This window comes from Nonomuraea sp. NPDC050783 (assembly GCF_040802095.1).
Lineage (GTDB): Bacteria > Actinomycetota > Actinomycetes > Streptosporangiales > Streptosporangiaceae > Nonomuraea.
In genome coordinates this window covers 1-18,901 of the sequence record NZ_JBFAHK010000038.1, presented here as the reverse complement: position 1 = coordinate 18,901, position 18,901 = coordinate 1, and the positions used below count along the sequence as shown (strand labels likewise).

The window sequence follows — 18,901 nt, the reverse complement described above, 5'->3', positions numbered from 1 at the left end:
TACAGGTCCTGCGCCGCCCTACAGGTAGGGCCCCGAGCCTCCGTGGGGCCGCCCCGAGTCGTCGAGGGTCTGCGGCACGCCGGGCAGCGCCCTGCGCATCTGCTCCAGCTGCGCCCGCGCGGCCATCTGCTGCGCGAACAGCGTGGTCTGGATGCCGTGGAACAGCCCTTCGAGCCAGCCGACGAGCTGGGCGTGCGCGATGCGCAGCTCGGCCTCGCTCGGCGGGGTGCCGTTGTTGTCGTCGGTGAACGGAAGGGAGAGGCGCTCCAGCTCCTCGACCAGCTCCGGCGCCAGGCCGTCCTCCAACTCCTTGATCGAGGAGGCGTGGATCTCCTTCAGCCGCTTGCGGCTGGCCTCGTCGAGAGGAGCCGCGCGGACCTCCTCCAGGAGCTGCCTGATCATGCTGCCGATGCGCATCACCTTGGCGGGCTGCTCGACCAGCTGCGTGACCGAGCGGTCCTCTTCGCCGCTATTGCCCTGACCTCCCTGGAAGTCGGGGCCCACCACCACGATGTGAGGGGTGTTGTTGTCCTCAGCACTCATAACACTCACCGTACTAGCAGGATCTTGCCGACGTGTTCCCCGGAATCCAACATACGGTGTGCCTCGGCGGCCTCGGACATGGGCAGCTCCGCGTACACGATCGGCCGCACCGCGCCCGCCGCGACCAGCGGCCACACGTTGTCCACCACGCTGCGGACGATCGCGCCCTTCTCGTCCACCGGCCGGGCGCGCAGCGTGGTCGCGTGGACCGAGGCGCGCTTGGCGATGAGGGTGCTCAGGTCGATCTCGCCCCTGGCGCCGCCCTGCAACGCGATGATCACCAGCCGGCCGCCGGTGCGCAGCGCCTTGAGGTTGCCCGCCAGGTACTTGGCCCCGATGATGTCGAGGATGACGTCGGCCTGGACCTTCTCCGCGAAGTCCTCCTCGCGGTAGTTGATCACCTCGTCGGCGCCGAGCCGCCGCACCTGCTCGGCCTTCTCCGCGGTGCCGACGGTCGCGACCACGCGCGAGCCGAGCGCCTTGGCGAGCTGGACGGCGAACGTGCCGATCCCGCTGGCCCCGCCGTGCACCAGCAGCGTCTCGCCCCTGCGCAGCCGGCCCAGCATGAACACGTTGGACCAGACCGTGCAGGCGACCTCGGGCAGCCCGGCCGCCTCCTTGAGCGGCACGCCCTCGGGCGCCGGCATGACCTGCTGCCACGGCACCACTACGCGCTCGGCGTAACCGCCGCCGCCGAGCAGCGCGCACACCTCGTCGCCGGCCTTGAAGTGCTCGACGTCCGAGCCGACCTCGGCGACCACCCCCGACACCTCCAGCCCCGGATACGGCGGCGCGCCCGGGGGCGGGTCGTACATCCCGTTGCGTTGCAGCACGTCGGCGCGGTTGAGTGCCGAGGCCGTGACGTCGATGAGCACGTCGCCGCGCTCGACCTGCGGCTCGGGCACCTCGCGCCACTCCAGCACCTCCGGCCCGCCGGGCCTGGTGATCTCTATGGCTCGCATGCGAACCACGGTAACCGGGCAAAGAAGTTGTGGGTTGCCGGGCTCGGCGGGAACCCAGGGCGTTAATCTGCAAGGTATTTGCTGCCCCTTTAGACCCACCCGAGGGGGAACACGGTGGCAAGACACGATCGAGAGGAATCTCTCGAGGAACAGCTGGCCTGGCTGGACGCGATCAAGGAGACCGACGAGGCCCCGGTCTCCGTCGGCGCTCCCACCGCGGCCGCCGACGAGCCGGTCTCGCCGTACCCCAAGGACCCGTGGTCGCTGGTCCCGGCGCAGCCGGACACGCCGACGCCGCCGTTGTTCCGCGCGGCCGTCCAGTCGGCGACTGCCCCCGCCCCCGCCGCCCCCGCGGAGCCGGACGACGAATGGCTCGGCGAGGCGGCCACCACGGACATCACCAGGGAGGCCCTGCGGGAGCTCCACCGGGACGAGCCGCCCGCCGTGGTGGACCCGTTCCACGCCCCGCTCAAGCCGCTGCCGCGCCCTGACGACACCGACGGCTACGGGCCGACGTTCACCCCGGCCGCCGAGCCCCCGCAGCCCTCGCAGGCCGCGCAGGAGCCCGAGGCGGACGAGCGCGCGGACGCCACCTGGCCGCCCGCCGACTGGTCACGCCCTTCGGAGCCGGGCGGCTGGCCGCGCCCCCCGGCCGAGGAGCCGTGGGCGGAGGAGCGGCAGGCCGAGGAGCGGCAGCGCGAGGAGCGGCAGCACGAGGAGCGACGGGCCGAGGAGCGGCGGGCCGAGAACAAGCGGGCCGAGAACAAGCGGGCCGAGGACAAGCAGGCTGAGGACCAGTGGGCCGAGGAGCCCGCGGCGGCGGAGCCCGCGCCGGAGCCGGAGTCCTGGGCCGAGACCCTGCCCAGGACCGAGCGCCCGCAGTGGCCCGACCTCTCCGCCGACCTCTCCCCAGACCTTTCCCCCGGCCTCTCCACCGACCGCCCCACCGGCCCGTCCACCGGTCCCTTCACCACCGGCCCGGCCGGGGACGAGGCCGCCGCGCACCCGGCGTCCGAGACCGCCCCGGCGACCGGCAGGCGGCCCGGGACCGAGCCCGGGACCGAGCCCGGGATCGAGCCCGAGCCGGTCCACGACGAGCCCGAGCCCGCGCCCTTCAAGGCCGAGCCCAAGGCGCCGCCCAGGGTGGAGCCGATCCAGAAGCAGCCCCGCCCCCAGTGGACCGAGCAGCAGGAGTGGCGGCCCGCCGAACGCGACATCCCGCCGATCGCGCGCCGCAGCCCCGCCCCCGTCCCGGTGTTCAACGCCCCGCCGAGGCCCCCGGTCACCGGCCGCCCCACCGCCGACAGCCTCGACCCCGACACCCTGCTGCGCGGCCGGCGCAACGCCCCGTCCAAGGGCTGGCGGCGCCTGGTCTACAAGGCGTCCGGCGGCTGGATCAAGCCGGGCGAGCCGCCGGAGGTGCGCCGCCGCCGCGAGCTGATGACCCGCGCCCGCACCCCGGTCACGGCCGGCCACCACCGGGTGGCCGTGCTCAGCCTGAAGGGCGGCGTGGGCAAGACCACGACCACGGTCGGCCTCGGCGCCACCCTGGCCCAGGTGCGCGGCGACCGCGTCATCGCCGTGGACGCCAACCCCGACCGCGGCACCCTGTCCGACAAGCTGGTGCTGGAGACCTCGGCCACCGTGCGCGACCTGCTCAACGAGCGCGACCAGGTCAAGCGGTACGTCGACATCAGGGCGTTCACCTCGCAGGCCCCCTCCCGGCTGGAGGTGCTGGCCTCCGACCGCGACCCGTCGGTGTCGGAGGCGTTCAGCGGCGCCGACTACCAGGCCGTCTCCCAGGTGCTGGAGAGCTTCTACTCGATCTGCATCACCGACTGCGGCACCGGCCTGCTGCACTCCGCGATGGGCGGCGTGCTCGGGCTGGCCGACCAGATCGTGCTGGTCAGCTCCCCGTCGGTGGACGGCGCCCGGGCGGCCTCGGCCACGCTCGACTGGCTGGAGGCCCACCACTACGGCGACCTGGTGAAGAACGCGACCGTGGTGCTGTGCAGCGTGCGTCCGCGCTCGAAGTCGGCGGTGGACATCTCGAAGCTGGAGGCCCACTTCGCGGCCCGCTGCCGGGCCGTGGTGCAGGTGCCGTACGACCCGCATCTGGAGGAGGGCGCGGAGATCGACCTCGACCGGCTGCAGGACGCGACGCGCGAGGCCTACCTGAAGCTCGCCGCGCACGTGGGCGACGGCTTCACCGGAGCCCCCTGAGCGACCCGCCGAGCGGAGGGTGTGGGATTCGAACCCACGAGGCCATCGCTGACCTGGCCGCTTTCAAGGCGGCTGCACTCGTCCACTATGCGAACCCTCCTGTGCGGAAACCACGATAGCGGCTGTGGTGGGGCCGGTGTACGTTCAGGAGGTGGCGGATCTCGACGTCGAGGTGGTGCGTGGCGAGGCCCGCGCACTCGTACGAGTGACCGGCGATCTCGACAAGCTCACCGCGCCCTTGCTCAAGGAGAGCCTGGCCCGGCTCTTCGCCGAGGGCCGCGTGCACATCGTCATCGACGCGGCCCTGCTGGACTTCTGTGACTCCAGCGGCCTGTGGACACTGGTCGAGCACCAGCGCCGGGTGGCGGCGCACGCCGGCTCGTTACGCCTGGTCGGCGTGCAGGGCGTCATGCGGCGCGTGCTGGAGGTGACGGGGCTCAGGAACGCCTTCGACGGCGTGGCGCTAGCCGAGCTGTGACAGCAGCCACTTGGGGCCCGCGCACTCGGCGCCCAGCGCGCCCACCCGCTCGCGCAGCCCGCGGTCGGCGGTGACGACTGTCACCCGCTCCCAGGGCCTGGCCTGCCGCGCCACGTCCACGATCGCGTCGTCGCCGCTGCCCGTGGCGGCCACCACCTGGACGCCGGGAACGTCGGGCACGCCCTTGGCCGCCCCCTCGACCACCGCGACCATCCGCGGATACCACTGCGCCAGCACCGGATGCCGCAGCCGGAGCCCGGCCACGTCCTCCAGCAGCCGCGTGGCGGCTCCCGCGCGGTCGCGCCACCAGCCGTGCTCGGCCCGCGCGCCGATGAGGTTGGCCACGTCCAGGACGATGGTCTCCGGGCGCAGCGTCCCCCGGATCTCGCCCCACGTGGCGGCGAAGCCCGGGTGCAGCCGCCGCTCGGTGATCTCGGGCAGGGGGACCCAGCGCAGCTCGGCGCTCTCGCGGTTGGCCGGGACGGCCGCCAGCCGCTCGGGCGACTCGGCGATCACCGTCTCGAACGCCCACCCGCCGTGGTCGTCGAGGTAGACGCCCTGCACGCGCAGCCCGTCCGCGCCGAGCGCCGCCTCCTCGCGGGCCTCGCGCAGGGCCGTGGTGACGGCGTCCTCGTGGCTGTCGCGGGCGCCGCCGGGCAGGCCCCACGTGCCGCCGTGATGGCTCCACCAGGAGCGTTTCTGCATGAGCACGTACGGCGTCCCGCCCGGGTCGTGGTGCACGAGGAGGAGCCCCGAGGCGCCGTGCACTCCCCAGTGCCGGTGGCCCTGGGCGCATTCGGTCCAGCCGTCGCCGTCCTTAGCCGCCATGGCGTGATTGTCTCAGCCTCCGCCCTTGGAGAAATGCTGAAGGTCCTTGGTGCCGGACCAGTAGCCGCCCCACTCCCAGCCGACCTGGGCGAAGGTCTTGACGACCATATCCCCAGGGTTAATCACACCTTTACCCTTCATTGGGCGCTTGGTGAACTTTTTGGCGTTTTTGTGTGCAGTGCTACCGCTTGCGGTGACATATGGGTTTTCGAGTGGGTTGACATCTATCGCCGTCCCGTACGCGTGATTGGACCAATTGCTGGACCCGGTCGCGTTGCGGCAGTTGAAGGCCGAGGTGTTGTCGGCGTCGATGGAGTCGTAGTCGTCGGCCTTGTAGGCGTCCACCAGCTTCATCTGCCTGATGGGCCAGCGCCGCGCGTACAGTTTGCGGAAGACCGTCACGATGTCGTCGGTGACGCTCTCGCGCACCACGAGCTCGCCGGTGTGCGGCCGGCCGTCGAAGCCCCAGTACGACAGCGTCACCAGCCGCAGGTCCCGGTAGTGCACGGGGCAGCCGGGCCGCCACGAGTAGGGCAGCCGGTCGCGGGAGACCGCCGAGACCTTCGCGCGGAAGGCGGGCGTCGCGGTGGCGCTGGGCTTCGTGGACGGTGTCGCGGACGGCGTCGGTGACGCCGGCTCCTGCGCGGGCTCGTCCTGTGCGGGTTTGTCCTGGACGGGCGCGGACGTGGCCGGCTCCGACGAGGGAGCGGGCGGTGCGACGGGTTCCGCCGCGCCGCACGACACGGTCGTGAGCATCACGAACGCCATGGCGGCAGCACGCTTCATCCGGCCACCATATGCGACGTCCCACCTGGTCAGGGGACTATCAGCACCGTACGGCGGGCCCGTTTCGCCAGCGTGGCGGCCACCGACCCGAACCGCGGGTGCCGCGAGCGGCCCACCACGATGGCGTCGGCCATGTGGGAGCTGGCCAGCGTCTCCAGCTCCCGGGCCGCGTCACCCCGCAGGCTCACGAACTGCCACGGCACCCCGCTGCCGCTCAGCTCGTCCTTGAGGTCCTCGGTGAGGTCGGCCGCCGCGTCGGGGATGATGGGCGAGCCGGCGAAGAACCACAGGTTCGCGCTGTTGAGCGACTCGACGAAGGCGACGAGCAGCGCGGCGTTGTCCCTGCGGGCGAGCCCGGCCGCGTACGCGAGCGCGTTGCGGCTCGGGTCCGAGCCGTCGAACCCCACCACCAGCAGGCCGGCGCCGTCCTTGCCGATCTCGAACTCCCCGGCGGGGAGCCTGCCTTCCAGCGGCTCCCGCCCGGGGTCCGTGCTACCGCCGAACACGGCAGGTCTCGCGTCAGCTCTCGGCGTGCTTGCCGCGGCGGGCCAGCTCACGCAGGGCGTCGGCCGCGTAGATCACGAGCGCGACGAACGCGAGCCCGGCGAGGCCGCCGCCGACCCACAGGTCGTTGACGGTGGCATCGACGTACTCGGCGCCCCGCGGCTGATAGCCGACCGCGAACGGAGCCGCGACGAGCCACAGGCCGCCCAGGAACAGCAGCACGAGGGCGCTGACACCCAGCTTTGCCTTCATCGGTTGTCCTCCACTCCCACCAGGGTCGCCTTGCCGTTCTGGCGGTGCTCGCCACCGGCTCGGTCACCCCGGTTCATGTCCTCACGAAGGGCCTCGACGAGCGGGGCGAGCAGGCTCGCCAGCTCGGCCGAGGACGCCTGCGGCGCGGCGGGGGCCGCCTCGGGCTCCGGCTGCTCGACCTTGCGCGGCTTCACGACCACCAGGCCGCGCTTCACCAGCTCCTCGTGGATCGCCAGGGCGAAGCTGATCGCACCCGCGAGGCCCACGACGGCCACGCCGAGACCCGTCCAGAACTCGGACGTGGTGATGTCGGTCCAGTCGGCGTTGTCGGGCTGGCTGCCGAGCGCCCAGGGGGCGATCATCAGCCACAACCCGGCCATCAGGGCCAGGGCCGCGGCGACGGCGCCCACGAACTTGCGAATCATTGCGAGATTCCTCCTGTGACAAGGTCTTTCTGAGGTGGCGCGGCCTGCGAGAGCAGCGCACGCGAGGTCGGGCGCAGCACCGTCTGCGCGACCGTCCTGGCGCGCTCGCGCTCGGGACGCCCGTCGGGCGGGGCCATCCGGGCGACCGCGGTGAGCAGCGCGGACCGCTCGCCGTTGGCCCGCTCGACCCGCTGAGCCACCAGTTCGAGCAGCAGCCCGGCCAGGACGAGGTCGTCCTTGCTGAGCGACTTCGGCTCCGCGGCCGGCATGGCGCTGCCGCGCAGCGGCAGCTCCTTGAGGAAGAGCACCGCGACGAAGCCGAGCAGCGCGATGGGCACGCCCACCATGAACACGGTCTCCAGGCCGCGGGTGAACGCCTCCAGCACGATGTTCTTCAACGGTCCCGGGAGGGACTGGATCTGGCTCGGGCTGCCGAGCTTGACGTCCCCGCCGCCGGGGAGCTTGATGCCCGCCTCGGCGATCAGCGTGGTCATCTCGTTCTTGAGGCGGCCGGTCAGGATCGCGCCGAACATCGCCACGCCGACGGCGCCGCCCAGCGAGCGGAAGAACGACACGCCGGAGGTGGTGGCGGCCATGTCGCGCAGCTCGGAGCCGTTCTGCGCGGCCAGGATGAGCATCTGCATGGACAGGCCCAGGCCGATGCCGAGCACGGCCACGTCGGTGCCGATCAGCCACTTGCTGGAGTCGACGTGCAGCCGCGACAACATGAACAGCCCGATGGCCACGATGAGCAGGCCGGCGACCGGGAAGATCTTCCACTTGCCGGTCGCGGTGACGATCTTGCCGGAGATGACGCCGGCCAGGAACAGCGCCACCACCATGGGCAGCGTCATCAGGCCGGAGTTCGTCGGGCTCATGCCCTTGACGATCTGCAGGTACTGCGGCAGGTAGATCATCGCGCCGAACATCGCCATGCCGACGAAGAGCGAGGCGATGCTGGTCAGCACGAACGTGGGGTTGCGGAACAGCCGCGGCGGCAGGATCGGGTTACGGGCCGTCCGCTCGGCCAGCACCGACAGCGCCAGCATGAGCACGGCGATCGCGGCGAGGAAGTACGTCCAGAACGAGTTCCACTCGAAGTCGTTGCCGCCGAGTGTCAGCAGCAGCATGAGCGCGCTCGCGCTGGCCGTGATGGTCGTCGCGCCCCAGATGTCGATGGTGGTGCTGCGCTTGGTCGGCGGCAGCTTCAGCACCTTCTGGATGACGATGAACGACACCACCGCGAACGGCACCACGACGTAGAAGCACCAGCGCCAGCCGAGCCAGTCGGTGTCCACGATGAACCCGCCGAGCAGCGGTCCGGCGACCGTCGAGATCCCGAAGACCGCTCCCATGTAGCCGGAGTAACGGCCGCGCTCGCGGGGCGAGACGATGTCCCCCAGGATCACCTGGGAGAGTGCCGACAAACCGCCCACACCCAGGCCCTGCACGGCTCGTGCCGCGATCAGTTGCCCCATGTCCTGCGAGAGGCCCGCCACCATCGAGGCCGACACGAACAGTCCCAGCGACGTCTGGAAGAGCAGCTTGCGTCCGAAAAGGTCGGACAGCTTGCCCCACAGCGGCGTGGAGACCGTCATCGTCAGCATGGTGGCGCTCGCCACCCATGAGTACTGGTCCTGACCGCCGAGCTCCCCCACGATCGTCGGCAGAGCCGTGCCCACCACCGAGGTCGAGATCATCGACGTGAGCATCGCGAGCATCAGCCCGGACATGACCTCGAGGATCTCGCGGTGGGTGTAGGTCCGCTTCGCAGGGGGAGCGGCGGCATGCGCCTGGGCTACCAAGACACCACATCCCCTTCGTACATTTTTATCCCACTTGAGTATACGCATGTTTACTAGCCGCGCGGCAAGTTGGGGTCGCCGGGGTGCCGCTTGAGTAGAGTGCGGGGCATGGAGGCCCAGGTGACTCGGCACGAGGCGGCTGAGGGCGGAGCGGTCGAAGGCGCGGCGTCCGAGAGCCCAGCGGTCGAAGGCGCGGCGCCCGAGAGCAGCGGTGTGCCCGAGGGCAGGGCGCCCGAGGGCAGGGCGCGCGGGCGCGAGGCCACGCGCGAGCGCATCCTGCAGGCGGCGCGCACGCTCTTCGGCGAGCACGGCTACGAGCAGGTGACCATCCGTATGATCGCCGCCGCCGCCGACGCGAACATCGCGCTGGTCGGCCGCTACTTCGGCTCGAAGGCCGGGCTGTTCGGCGCGGTCCTGGAGGGCGAGCCGACGATAAAGTCGCTGCTCGACGGCGACCGCGAAGGGCTGCCGCGCCGGCTGGCCGAGTACGCCGCCCAGCGCATGCAGCATCCGCCGGAGAGCCCGATCCTGCGGGCACTCGAACGCTCGGCCCGCCACCCCGAGATCGAGGAGGTGGCCCGCGAACGCCTGATCGGCGCCGTGCTCCAGCCGCTGGAGGCCGTGCTCGGCGGCCCTGAGGCGCTGGCCAGGGCCCGCATGGCCGCCGCCGTCGTCCTGGGCGTCGGCGCCCTGCGCCGCCGGCTCGGCCCCGAGACTCCGACCCCGGCCGACGTGGACCGGCTGACCGCTGTCTTCGAGGCCTGCCTGGCCGAATGAGCGGTGCCGGGCGAAGGGGATGGTGAAAGTTTCACCTGTCGTGCCCGCCCTGGCCTGGGACGATGCCGCCGGAAGCGATCGGAGGTCTTTGAGCCGCTGGTGAGCGCTCCCTAGCATCCGAAGTGCCGGTGGGAGCGCTCCCACATGACCAACGGAGTGATTGCATGTCTCGCAGAAGGCCCGTGTTGGCGGCGTTCCTCACGGCGGCCGCCCTGGCCGCCGCGGGAGCGGTCGTCCTGTCGACGTCCACCGCCCAGGCCGCCGACTCCGCTTTCTACGTGGATCCCCAGACCAACGCCGCCAAGTGGGTGGCCGCGAACCCGGGTGACAGCCGCACCCCCGTCATCAGGGACCGCATCGCCGCCGTGCCCCAGGGTCGCTGGTTCGCCAGCTACAACCCGTCCACCGTCCGCGGGCAGGTCGACGCGTACGTCGGCGCCGCCGCCTCGGCCGGCAAGATCCCGATCATGGTCGTCTACGCCATGCCCAACCGCGACTGCGGCGGCGCCAGCGCCGGCGGCGCCCCCGACCACTCCTCCTACCGCGCCTGGATCGACCAGATCGCGCTCGGGCTGGCCGGCCGCCCGGCCACCGTCATCCTGGAGCCCGACGCCCTGGCCATCATGACCAACTGCATGAACGCCTCCCAGCAGGCCGAGGTCAAGGCGTCCATGGCGTACGCGGGCAAGAAGCTGCGCGGCCAGGCCAAGGTCTACTTCGACATCGGCCACGACGCCTGGCTGTCGCCCTCGGAGGCCGCCTCCCGGCTGACCGGCGCGGACGTCGCCAACAGCGCCGACGGCATCGCGCTCAACACCTCCAACTACCGCGCCACGCCCGGCCTGGTCTCGTACGCCAAGAGCGTGATCTCCGCGACCGGCGTCTCCCGCCTCAAGGCCGTCATCGACACCAGCCGCAACGGCAACGGCCCTGCCGGCAGCGAGTGGTGCGACCCCGCCGGCCGCGCCACCGGCACCTGGAGCACCACGAACACCGGCGACTCCGCCATCGACGCCTTCCTCTGGGTCAAGCCGCCGGGCGAGGCGGACGGCTGCATCGCCAGTGCCGGGCAGTTCGTGCCGCAGCGGGCGTACGACCTGGCCATCGCCGCCCCGTCACCCACCGACGGCCCGACCCCGACCGGCACCCCCACCTCGACCCCCACCTCGACCCCGACCAGCGGCCCTGACGGCTGCACCGCCACCTACAAGATCGCCAGCGCGTGGCAGGGCGGCTACCAGGGCGAGGTCACCGTCAAGAACACCGGCTCCTCGGCGATCTCCGGCTGGAAGGTCGGCTGGACGCTCCCGAGCGGCCAGACCATCACCCAGCTCTGGAACGGCACCCTGTCCGGCTCCAGCGCCGTCACCGTCACCAACCTCAACTGGAACGGCAACCTGGCCGCCGGCGCCGGCACCACGTTCGGCTTCCTGGTCAACTCCACCGGCCAGAACGCCACCCCGTCCCCGGTGACCTGCACCGCCTCCTGACCGCCGCTCGCCGGGTCCCGCCGCCTGCCCGCCGCGGGGCCCGGCGAAATAACCGCGCCTTCGTTGCTGTTGCAATCAGCCGGATCTCCCACGAAAGGCGCGTACCCATGGCTTTGCCGCTGTCCATCCTTGATCTGGCGCACATCGGCGACGGCGAGACGGCGGGCGACAGCTTCGCCGCCAGCGTGGCCCTGGCCCAGCGCGCGGAGGAGCTCGGCTACAAGCGCGTCTGGTACGCCGAACACCACAACATGGACAGCATCGCGTCCTCGGCGACCAGCGTGCTCATCGCCCACGTGGCGGCCCACACCCGGACGATCCGCCTCGGCGCGGGCGGCGTCATGCTGCCGAACCACTCGCCGCTGACGATCGCCGAGCAGTTCGGCACGCTGGAGACCCTGCACCCGGGCCGCATCGACCTCGGCCTCGGCCGCGCCCCCGGCAGCGACCAGAACACCATGCGCGCCCTGCGCCGCACCCCGTCCGCCGCCGACACCTTCCCGCAGGACGTGCTGGAGCTGCAGGGCTACCTGACCGGCGAGACCCGCATCCCCGGCGTCCACGCCACCCCGGGCAAGGGCACGAACGTGCCGCTGTACATCCTCGGCTCGTCGCTGTTCGGCGCGCAGCTCGCCGCCGCGCTCGGGCTGCCGTACGCGTTCGCCTCGCACTTCGCCCCGACGGCGCTGGAGGAGGCGGTCGCGCTCTACCGCAGGGACTTCAAGCCGTCCGCGCAGCTCGACCGGCCGTACGTGATCGCCGCGCTCAACGTCATCGCCGCCGAGACCGGCGAGGAGGCGCAGGAGCAGTACCTGGCCGCCAAGCGGCTGCGGGTGAGCCGGTTCCTCGGGCGGGGGCGCACGTTCACCCCGGAGGAGGCGGACATGATCCTGGACTCGCCCGCCGGGCAGCAGCTCCTGCAGATGATGAAGTACTCGGCGGTCGGTGACCCGGCCGAGGTCAAGGAGTACGTGGACCGCTTCGCCGAGCACGCCCACGCCGACGAGCTGATCGTCGCCTTCGCCGCGCCCGACCGCAAGGTCTGGCTGCGCTCGGCCGAGCTGCTGGCCGAGGTGTACGGGCTCTGAGGTCGTACGGGCTGGGCTCTAACGTCCGTCGTCGGGACGCGTCCTGTTGACCGCGTACGGACCGGTGGCCTCGGAGACCGGCACGGGGGAGAGCCCCGCCCCGACGAGCTGGGTGCGCAGCGCGACCACCGTCCGCTCCAGGGCCCTGATCTGCGCCTGGAGGCGGCGGATGTGGTCGCGCATCGCGGTGGAGCTGCTCTGCTCGGCCACGAGGTCGGAGTTGAGCTGGTCGGACTGGGTCTGCACCCGCTCCATCTGCCGTTCGAGCTGGCTCAGCGCGTCCTCGTAGATCGTCTTCGCTCGCAGGAACGCCTCCGCGTCCACCTTGGAGCGCTCCATCTCCGCCTGGCGTTCGGCCTGCATGAGCGCGGTCTGCTGGGTCTTCCTGTTGGCGTCGGTCGCGGACCTGAAGGCGAGGTACGCCACCCCGAGAGGCACCACCCCGATGGCGGCCTGGATGGCCACGTCAGCGATGCCGGACATGACCGCCTCCTCCCAAGGGCCGGATCACGCCGGTGTAGGTGACGCCGTCGTCGCTGTGCCAGGCGTTGACCGTGAGCGCGATCGGGAACTCGCTGCCGTCGCGGCGTAGTCCCACCAGTGGAATGATCTCGCCGGCCACGTCCGACCGGCCGTCGGCCCGCACCCTGGCCAGCCCCTCGGCGTGGTGGGCGCGGAAGCGGGCCGGCATGAGCACGGTCAGCGGCTGCCCGACGGCCTCGTCCGTGCTCCATCCGAACAGCTTCTTGGCCTGCGGGTTCCACGACAGGATCGTGCCGGCGGCGTCCGCGACGACCACGGCGGCCGTGCCGGACGCCGGCAGCCGGGTCATGCTCACCGCCTCCGGCCACGTGGCGATCAACGCGATCCAGCCGCCGAACGCCAGCCACACCGCCCCCGCCACCCAGCCGCGCGGGTTCTGCCCGGTGAAGGTGGAGGACAGGAAGATCAGGCCGTACAGCAGGAGCAGGGCGGTGGCCGCGGCGAAGGCGACCCTGTCGGACCGCATGAACGTCTGCACCAGACATAACACGCCGACGGCGAACCACGCGGCGGCCCAGACCGCCAGCGGGACGAGGGCGGACAACACCATGAAGGCCGGCGTGGCGCGCTGCTCGGGCGAGGCGATCACCAGGGAGGCGCCGATCACCAGGCTGAGCAGCCCGACGAAGGCCAGCGACGCTCCGCGCCGCCCGATTCTGCGCGCCAGCCGCGCGATCAGCTCGTCACCCACGGTAGCCAGGCTAGTGCAACGGGTCAGCGGAAACGCCGAGGACATCACCGTGGCCATGTGGGTCTTCCTCTTCGGGTGCCCCTTTAACTCGTTCCGCTGCGAGTCGTCCCGTCTTGCGGCCGTTCGGAGGCCGTTGGGGGCCGTTCGGGCGCGCCCGGAGCCGGCTCAACCGGAGCGCCGGTGAATGGCCACGTACCCCCCGCGTACCCGCTCGTCCTGCGCCAGCTCTGCCCAGCCACGCGCGGGATCGCGGCTGTCCACCACCGCCAGGACCACGCCCCCGGCCCGCTCCACCAACCCCAGCCACACGAAGCGATCATCGGCCTCGTCCCGATGCGTGATCCCCTCCACCATGAGCCGGAACCTCCCCGGCCCCTCGATCATGCAGAAGGTCACCCCCGGCGTGAAGGCGTACCCGGAACACACCGCCGGCCTCCCACCACCGACCAGCCGGAACCGCGGCAACTGCACGACGGGCTCGGCCGAGTAGAGCACCAGGCTCGGTAGGGCACCACCGAAACAACGCGCATCCTCACGGGGGATCCAGGACGGCATCCCCCGAGTATGCCATCCGTGATCGCCCGATCACGCTGAGATGCCGAAGTGTGATGACCGCCGACATCCCGTACCCGCACCGGCAACCGGAAGTGCTTCCTTCCGAAGGGTGTGGCCCTCTCCGCGGGCCCGCCTGCCCGGCAGACCGAATACGTCGTACTCCTCTGCCATGATCACGTCACCGTTCACCGAGAAGGGGCATCAATGGACTACTGGTTCGACGACACCGCCGTGTCCATCACCTACGTCCGTGGTCTCTCCGCCCGGGAAGCACTCCTCCGTATGGACGCCCGGATCAGCCCCGGAACCGAGCCGGAGGGCGAGGAGGGCGAGATCGCCGCCTTCGAGGTGGACGGCGGCGTCATCCTGGCCGAGCCGAACGGCTTCGCCGGCACCGTGGACGAGGTGATCGTCCGCCTCTCCCGGGGCACCGCAGCGGCCACGGTGTTCGTCAACGTCAACCTGGACCAGCATTTCGTCTACGCGGAGGACGGCGTGGTCATCACCACGTTCGAGCCGGACCAACCCGACAGCCGCGGCGGCGCCCACCCCGATCGCCTGCTGCCGCGGATGCGCGAGCTCGACATGGAGACGAAAGGCGATCTGATCAAGGCCGCCGAACTCGCCCAGGCCCTCACTGGCCTGGAACTCCCCGACGACACCATCCCCACCCTGGTCGGCGTGCTGCCGCCGTACTAGCGGAGGCTTCTCAACCTGATCGCGCTGGTCAGCAGGGACGGCGCCGGCACGGGCCGGCATGAGAAGAGGCTCCCGGCAAGGCAGCAGCCGATCGAGATCCGATGCCTCCTCTTGGGTCTCCGCGGCGTTGGGGCGATCATCACATCCCATGTATCGATGAGCGTGACCGGGCTTCCCAGGTCGGCTGTTGGAGCTGATCGTTGTCCACGATGACGTCGGCGTGGTCGGTTGGGCGGGCTGTGGCGAAGGAGAGCTGTTGGGAGGGGATGTAGCGGTCGCGCCAGGACCGTTCGATCTCGGCGGTGACGGTGGTGGCTCCGGCCGGCGCTGTGCCTCGGTCCCGGGCGTGGTCCACCGTCCGCTCGAATGGGACGGACACGAAGATGCGCAGGTCCCACCGGTCGAGGAGTTCCGGGCGCAGGAGGAAGACGCCGTCGAAGAGCAGTACGGCGTCCGCGGAGGCCGTCGAGGCCGGCGGGGACCACAGGGTGCCGGTGTCCCGGTCGTAGACCGCGTTCTGGAACCTCCCGCCTCCAGGTCGGCGATGTCGGCCTGCCCGCCCTTCTCGCGATGGTCGGACCGGCGCCGCTCGTACCTTGCACCACCGCCTCGCCGCCACTCGGGTCGCGCGCGACCTGCTGTAGCTGCGGCGCGGGGGCTCGGGACATTACCGTTGAGGAATGATCATCTGGGTCGCTTCATTCCCTCGATCAGGCAACACCTTCCTCCGCATCATCCTCAAGCAGCTGTACGGCGTGCGCACCTCCACTGTCTACGACGTCGACGGTGTGGCCGCGCGGCTTGGCCCTGACCTGATCGGCTTCGAGGAACGTCCCTCCTCGATCGAGGAGATGCGCGCCTCCGGAAAGCCGCACTTCGTCAAGACGCATCGGCAGCGTGCCGGGGAAGAGGACCGCGCGATCTGTCTCGTCCGAGACGGCCGCGACGCCATGACCTCATGGGCCCATCTGACCGGCGCGCCCGACATCGAAGCCGAGATCCGCACGATGATCAACCGTCGTGACGAGGTGGGAACGGGGAGCTGGGGCCAGAACGTGCTGAGCTGGCTACGTCCGCCCGCACCCCATCGCGTGATGCTCCGCTACGAGGAGCTCATCCGCGAGCCGCGACGAACCGTCGAGAAGGCGCTGGACAGACTGGTGCCGGCCCTACGGCCACTGCCTGATGCCCGTGTTCCCACCTTCGCCGAGCTTCACCAGGTCGACAGCGGCTTCTTCCGGAGAGGACACACCGGCACACACGCGGACGAGCTGACAGAAGAGCTGCACCAACTCTTCTGGTCGCGCCCCGACAACGTCACGGCCATGGAACTGCTCGGGTATTCACGCGACGCGTGAAGGCGAGACCCGCCCTTGCGTTTCCGGTCCACGGTCGGTCAAGGAGCCCTTGTACGCCGCCGCAGCGCGCGCGGCCCGGGCCGTACGGCAGAGACCACCGCCGACACCTTCGCCGAGTCGGCCAGCGAGAAGGAAGGGAGCCCGCGGCAACAGGAGTGTCAGCAGGAGCCCGAGATTGTCCTGACAAACGCGAAGGCCCGCTCCAGGAACCCCTGGGAACGGGCCTTGCTGCTGTGCGCGGCCGAGAGGACTCGAACCCCTAACCTTCTGATCCGTAGGGCAAGGCAGCCAGCTTGTGGATCACTTTCACGTCGCTCTGAACAGCAGGCATAGATAGCCGCCGTTCGGTTTAGTGAGTCGGCGTTGCTGTACTGGCTGCTGTACAGCGGACCTCGGCCCTCGGGCTCGATGGCAAGGATCGACGAAGTCGGTCCGCGGCAGCCGATCGCCCCAGCCGTCACGACGGGCGCCGAAGTCAGCGATCGTCACGGCCTCTGCGCGAACGATCCATCGTGAGAACGCACAAGCAGCTTGTCGAGCCTAGCCCCAGCGGCGGTACGGCGCGTGGAGTGGACGGAGGTCCGAGGACCGGTCGGAGCGTCGTGCTGGGCCCTTCAGAGTCTGAGCGTTTTCCCTCACCAACTGGTGAGAGTCGTGTATACAAACTGTTACACAAAGTCTTGCCCGAACACCTGTTCTTGTAGCGACGATTCTATACGGTGAGATCATGGCGGATAAAAGTGGGATCGAGTGGACAGAGGCAACCTGGAACCCCACCACGGGTTGCGATCGGATCTCGCCAGGATGTGACAACTGCTACGCTCTGACGCTAGCTCGTCGGCTCAAAGCGATGGGAAATCCAAAATATCAACGCGACGGAGATCCTCGCACTAGTGGAGAAGGATTTGCCCTTACACTCCATCCGGAGGTTCTTCTTACACCCTATCGATGGGCTCGTCCGCGCACTATCTTCGTTAATAGTATGTCGGATCTATTTCATGCTAGAGTGCCGGACGATTTCATTCGACAGGTATTTGAGATAATGGTGGATACTCCTCGTCATACATACCAGATTCTCACCAAGAGACCTCGACGACTAGCTCGGCTAGCAGGACGCCTCCCGTGGTCATCGAATATCTGGATCGGGGTAAGCATTGAGACGCAGGCGCAAGCCTGGCGACTTGATGATCTCCGAAAGGTCCCATCAGCGGTACGTTTCGTATCCGCGGAGCCTTTGCTCGGCGATCTCGTATCGATAGACCTAGCCGGTATTGATTGGCTTATAGCAGGCGGAGAGAGCGGACCTAACCATAGGCCAATGGACCCGGAATGGATTAGGTCACTTCGAGATCGCTGCCTAGAAGCGGAAGTCCCCTTCTTCTTCAAGCAGTGGGGAGGCCGTACACCTAAGCATGGTGGCCGTGAGCTTGATGGCAAAATATACAGTGATCTCCCGGAGCCGGAGAGTTCTAGGCTGGTTCTATCCTCTTCTTGACCAGGTCGCCCTTCGAGTCTGTCTTGGTCAATCCTTCTCCGAGTAGCTCTTTCCACGCTTTTCGCAGGTGCTTCTGCCGGGCGAGTCCGAGCGCTTTGCCGTATACCTCTGAGTAGCGATCGCTGATGACGAATGATTTGCCCTCGCTCAGAAGGCGACGGAGGTTGGTAGTGATCTCGGCTACCCACTCGTCTGCCAGTACCTTCTCGCTCTGTTCGAAGAGGTCTTCTCCTGCGAATAGGGTTCCCTCTGTCTCCTTCTCATTCACCACTCGTCGCCATTCCTGAAGCCCCAGAGAAACCGCCTCCCCAAACACGACGAGGCCTTCAATGTGCCGGGTTAGGAAGATGAGGTAGTACAGCGGCTTGTGATGGGCTTTGTTACGGACCTCTGCTGTCCAATAGCCGTAGTGAGGCGTAGCCGCCTCACTCAAGCGCTTCGCATAGCCTTCAACAACGGCAGCTTCTGCAGCTTGTCGATCGTTGGCGTTGTCGATCCAGGACTTTCTCCACCAATTACCTCCGCATACATCATCCATTCGCCGGAGAGTTGCTTCAGAAGGCGTACTGCTAGACAGATGGCCCGCGATGCGGCGAAGCCCGGTCGCGTTGAAGTTTATTAGTACTTCAGTGGCCGGCGCGCCCGTGCCCCCAGATCTCTTGAATATCTTAACTACGTCATCGAATGGCACCATCAAGCCAAAAGGATCTAGGAAGACAAAAAGTGGAATCCCTTTGTTGCGTTCCAATAGCACATCGAGATGCTCTTTGACATCCCCCTCGTACACCTCGGCGATTACTCCCTGCCCCTCAGCGGCAACCAGGGCGCGGAGCTTCTCAAGGCAGTCCCGGTCCTTTTCGACGAACATGCATTCGAGGCGTCGTGTGGGAAGCAGCTTGTGTGCGGTGCGCATCAGTAGCGCCGGCGACCCTTCGGTGCCGTCCTGATACTGCCCTTCTCCTGCGTAGCCGTCGATGAACGCTACGCGGTTGCCCTGCGAGTACTTCCCCACTTTGCCGGTGAATGGTGCAGCGTACTGCTTCAAGATCTCATGCTTGAGAATTGCGGCAGCCTTTTTGCCCTCGAAGAACGACGTCATCCTGAACCCCTCGCCGAGTCGTCGTGACGGATGATTCTGCCACTGTAGAGCCGCAACATGCCGTAATCAAACGATCTCAGTGCGGATGTGTGCATTGTCGTTCTATGCGCACCTTATTTCGAATTAGGCCGTGTCCATAATTGCGGATAGGCTTCGGAATCAGGCGATGAACCGGTAACGACAGGGAGTGAGTGGCGGAGCGGCTCTAGGACTGTCCTGAAGATCTCGGTGGTCTGGTCAGGGAGAGTTTCGGGATTCAGACTCGGGTCATGATGGGCCGTCGGAGGGTTCCGGCCGGGC

The 18,901-nt window shown here is 69.0% G+C and carries 20 protein-coding genes and 1 tRNA gene; 8 read left to right on the top strand and 13 right to left on the bottom strand.

Annotated features, from left to right (window positions below):
- Window positions 1-18: 18 nt before the first annotated feature.
- On the bottom strand, window positions 19-543 hold the full coding sequence (locus AB0H75_RS47100; RefSeq protein WP_367808014.1) for a bacterial proteasome activator family protein: 525 nt from the start codon (window positions 541-543) through the stop codon (window positions 19-21).
- A gap of 5 nt (window positions 544-548) precedes the next feature.
- Window positions 549-1,505 (bottom strand): NAD(P)H-quinone oxidoreductase, encoded by a 957-nt coding sequence (locus AB0H75_RS47095; protein WP_367808012.1) that lies wholly within the window; start codon window positions 1,503-1,505, stop codon window positions 549-551.
- Window positions 1,506-1,619: 114 nt separating this feature from the next.
- Between AB0H75_RS47095 and AB0H75_RS47090 the strand changes: the two genes are divergently transcribed.
- Window positions 1,620-3,728, top strand: coding sequence for an AAA family ATPase (locus AB0H75_RS47090; protein ID WP_367808010.1), 2,109 nt, complete (start codon window positions 1,620-1,622; stop codon window positions 3,726-3,728).
- A 13-nt stretch (window positions 3,729-3,741) separates the two neighbouring features.
- On the opposite strand, the gene AB0H75_RS47085 is transcribed toward AB0H75_RS47090, so the two are convergent.
- A tRNA-Ser gene (locus AB0H75_RS47085) sits at window positions 3,742-3,828 on the bottom strand.
- A 51-nt stretch (window positions 3,829-3,879) separates the two neighbouring features.
- Here AB0H75_RS47085 and AB0H75_RS47080 point away from each other — a divergent pair.
- On the top strand, window positions 3,880-4,206 hold the full coding sequence (locus AB0H75_RS47080; RefSeq protein WP_367808008.1) for an STAS domain-containing protein: 327 nt from the start codon (window positions 3,880-3,882) through the stop codon (window positions 4,204-4,206).
- Here the strand turns inward: AB0H75_RS47080 and AB0H75_RS47075 are convergent.
- From AB0H75_RS47075 to AB0H75_RS47050, 6 genes are read right to left on the bottom strand one after another with little or no spacing between them, the layout of a single operon-like run.
- Window positions 4,192-5,034: an NUDIX domain-containing protein gene (locus AB0H75_RS47075; RefSeq protein ID WP_367808006.1), complete on the bottom strand. Its 843-nt coding sequence runs from the start codon at window positions 5,032-5,034 to the stop codon at window positions 4,192-4,194. The two genes, AB0H75_RS47080 and AB0H75_RS47075, sit on opposite strands and share 15 nt — an antisense overlap.
- Window positions 5,035-5,046: 12 nt before the next feature.
- On the bottom strand, window positions 5,047-5,820 hold the full coding sequence (locus AB0H75_RS47070) for a M15 family metallopeptidase (RefSeq protein WP_367808004.1): 774 nt from the start codon (window positions 5,818-5,820) through the stop codon (window positions 5,047-5,049).
- Window positions 5,821-5,849: 29 nt separating this feature from the next.
- Window positions 5,850-6,326, bottom strand: a complete 477-nt coding sequence (locus AB0H75_RS47065) for a universal stress protein (RefSeq protein ID WP_367808002.1) — start codon at window positions 6,324-6,326, stop codon at window positions 5,850-5,852.
- Between the two features lie 13 nt (window positions 6,327-6,339).
- The gene (locus AB0H75_RS47060; RefSeq protein WP_367808000.1) at window positions 6,340-6,576 is read right to left on the bottom strand and encodes a hypothetical protein; all 237 of its coding nucleotides are present in this window, start codon (window positions 6,574-6,576) and stop codon (window positions 6,340-6,342) included.
- Entirely contained in the window at window positions 6,573-7,001 is a 429-nt protein-coding gene (locus AB0H75_RS47055; RefSeq protein ID WP_367807998.1) for a hypothetical protein, read from the bottom strand. The genes AB0H75_RS47060 and AB0H75_RS47055 overlap by 4 nt, the downstream gene beginning before the upstream one ends.
- Window positions 6,998-8,854, bottom strand: coding sequence for an MDR family MFS transporter (locus AB0H75_RS47050; protein ID WP_367807996.1), 1,857 nt, complete (start codon window positions 8,852-8,854; stop codon window positions 6,998-7,000). Before AB0H75_RS47050 ends, AB0H75_RS47055 begins: the two co-directional genes overlap by 4 nt.
- Window positions 8,855-8,914: 60 nt before the next feature.
- Here AB0H75_RS47050 and AB0H75_RS47045 point away from each other — a divergent pair, with 60 nt between their 5' ends.
- The 3 genes from AB0H75_RS47045 to AB0H75_RS47035 all read left to right on the top strand — a co-directional run bounded on the left by AB0H75_RS47045 (window position 8,915) and on the right by AB0H75_RS47035 (window position 12,161).
- Window positions 8,915-9,583, top strand: a complete 669-nt coding sequence (locus AB0H75_RS47045; RefSeq protein ID WP_367807994.1) for a TetR/AcrR family transcriptional regulator — start codon at window positions 8,915-8,917, stop codon at window positions 9,581-9,583.
- Between the two features lie 164 nt (window positions 9,584-9,747).
- On the top strand, window positions 9,748-11,073 hold the full coding sequence (locus AB0H75_RS47040) for a glycoside hydrolase family 6 protein (RefSeq protein WP_367807992.1): 1,326 nt from the start codon (window positions 9,748-9,750) through the stop codon (window positions 11,071-11,073).
- A gap of 107 nt (window positions 11,074-11,180) precedes the next feature.
- Window positions 11,181-12,161: an LLM class flavin-dependent oxidoreductase gene (locus tag AB0H75_RS47035; protein ID WP_367807990.1), complete on the top strand. Its 981-nt coding sequence runs from the start codon at window positions 11,181-11,183 to the stop codon at window positions 12,159-12,161.
- Between the two features lie 18 nt (window positions 12,162-12,179).
- Here AB0H75_RS47035 and AB0H75_RS47030 read toward each other — a convergent pair whose 3' ends face one another.
- The 3 genes from AB0H75_RS47030 to AB0H75_RS47020 form a co-directional block, all read right to left on the bottom strand.
- Window positions 12,180-12,644: a hypothetical protein gene (locus AB0H75_RS47030; protein ID WP_367807988.1), complete on the bottom strand. Its 465-nt coding sequence runs from the start codon at window positions 12,642-12,644 to the stop codon at window positions 12,180-12,182.
- Window positions 12,628-13,395 carry a PAS domain S-box protein gene (locus AB0H75_RS47025; RefSeq protein WP_367807986.1) on the bottom strand — a complete coding sequence of 256 codons (768 nt, stop codon included), beginning with the start codon at window positions 13,393-13,395 and terminating at the stop codon, window positions 12,628-12,630. Before AB0H75_RS47025 ends, AB0H75_RS47030 begins: the two co-directional genes overlap by 17 nt.
- A gap of 165 nt (window positions 13,396-13,560) precedes the next feature.
- The gene (locus tag AB0H75_RS47020; protein WP_367807984.1) at window positions 13,561-13,950 is read right to left on the bottom strand and encodes a hypothetical protein; all 390 of its coding nucleotides are present in this window, start codon (window positions 13,948-13,950) and stop codon (window positions 13,561-13,563) included.
- Window positions 13,951-14,154: 204 nt separating this feature from the next.
- Between AB0H75_RS47020 and AB0H75_RS47015 the strand changes: the two genes are divergently transcribed.
- The 3 genes from AB0H75_RS47015 (at window position 14,155) to AB0H75_RS47005 (ending at window position 17,502) form a co-directional block, all read left to right on the top strand.
- Complete coding sequence (locus AB0H75_RS47015; protein ID WP_367807982.1) at window positions 14,155-14,649, top strand: DUF6461 domain-containing protein; 495 nt, start codon at window positions 14,155-14,157, stop codon at window positions 14,647-14,649.
- 680 nt (window positions 14,650-15,329) lie between these two features.
- A complete protein-coding gene (locus AB0H75_RS47010) occupies window positions 15,330-16,007 on the top strand; it encodes a sulfotransferase domain-containing protein (protein WP_367807980.1) in 678 nt (225 codons plus the stop codon).
- Between the two features lie 727 nt (window positions 16,008-16,734).
- Window positions 16,735-17,502, top strand: coding sequence for a DUF5131 family protein (locus AB0H75_RS47005; protein WP_367807978.1), 768 nt, complete (start codon window positions 16,735-16,737; stop codon window positions 17,500-17,502).
- Here the strand turns inward: AB0H75_RS47005 and tcmP are convergent.
- Complete coding sequence (gene tcmP, locus AB0H75_RS47000; protein WP_367807976.1) at window positions 17,477-18,601, bottom strand: three-Cys-motif partner protein TcmP; 1,125 nt, start codon at window positions 18,599-18,601, stop codon at window positions 17,477-17,479. The two genes, AB0H75_RS47005 and tcmP, sit on opposite strands and share 26 nt — an antisense overlap.
- Between the last annotated feature and the right edge of the window lie 300 nt (window positions 18,602-18,901).

Bases quoted from the DNA above. Each gene is read 5' to 3' on its own strand.
- AB0H75_RS47020 (WP_367807984.1), bottom strand. From the start codon at position 13,950: ATGCCGTCCTGGATCCCCCGTGAGGATGCGCGTTGTTTCGGTGGTGCC.
- AB0H75_RS47040 (WP_367807992.1), top strand. From the start codon at position 9,748: ATGTCTCGCAGAAGGCCCGTGTTGGCGGCGTTCCTCACGGCGGCCGCC.
- AB0H75_RS47050 (WP_367807996.1), bottom strand. From the start codon at position 8,854: ATGCGTATACTCAAGTGGGATAAAAATGTACGAAGGGGATGTGGTGTC.
- AB0H75_RS47045 (WP_367807994.1), top strand. From the start codon at position 8,915: ATGGAGGCCCAGGTGACTCGGCACGAGGCGGCTGAGGGCGGAGCGGTC.
- AB0H75_RS47060 (WP_367808000.1), bottom strand. From the start codon at position 6,576: ATGAAGGCAAAGCTGGGTGTCAGCGCCCTCGTGCTGCTGTTCCTGGGC.
- AB0H75_RS47100 (WP_367808014.1), bottom strand. From the start codon at position 543: ATGAGTGCTGAGGACAACAACACCCCTCACATCGTGGTGGTGGGCCCC.
- AB0H75_RS47010 (WP_367807980.1), top strand. From the start codon at position 15,330: ATGATCATCTGGGTCGCTTCATTCCCTCGATCAGGCAACACCTTCCTC.
- AB0H75_RS47075 (WP_367808006.1), bottom strand. From the start codon at position 5,034: ATGGCGGCTAAGGACGGCGACGGCTGGACCGAATGCGCCCAGGGCCAC.
- AB0H75_RS47055 (WP_367807998.1), bottom strand. From the start codon at position 7,001: ATGATTCGCAAGTTCGTGGGCGCCGTCGCCGCGGCCCTGGCCCTGATG.
- AB0H75_RS47035 (WP_367807990.1), top strand. From the start codon at position 11,181: ATGGCTTTGCCGCTGTCCATCCTTGATCTGGCGCACATCGGCGACGGC.
- AB0H75_RS47070 (WP_367808004.1), bottom strand. From the start codon at position 5,820: ATGAAGCGTGCTGCCGCCATGGCGTTCGTGATGCTCACGACCGTGTCG.
- AB0H75_RS47015 (WP_367807982.1), top strand. From the start codon at position 14,155: ATGGACTACTGGTTCGACGACACCGCCGTGTCCATCACCTACGTCCGT.
- AB0H75_RS47005 (WP_367807978.1), top strand. From the start codon at position 16,735: ATGGCGGATAAAAGTGGGATCGAGTGGACAGAGGCAACCTGGAACCCC.
- AB0H75_RS47095 (WP_367808012.1), bottom strand. From the start codon at position 1,505: ATGCGAGCCATAGAGATCACCAGGCCCGGCGGGCCGGAGGTGCTGGAG.
- tcmP (WP_367807976.1), bottom strand. From the start codon at position 18,601: ATGACGTCGTTCTTCGAGGGCAAAAAGGCTGCCGCAATTCTCAAGCAT.
- AB0H75_RS47030 (WP_367807988.1), bottom strand. From the start codon at position 12,644: ATGTCCGGCATCGCTGACGTGGCCATCCAGGCCGCCATCGGGGTGGTG.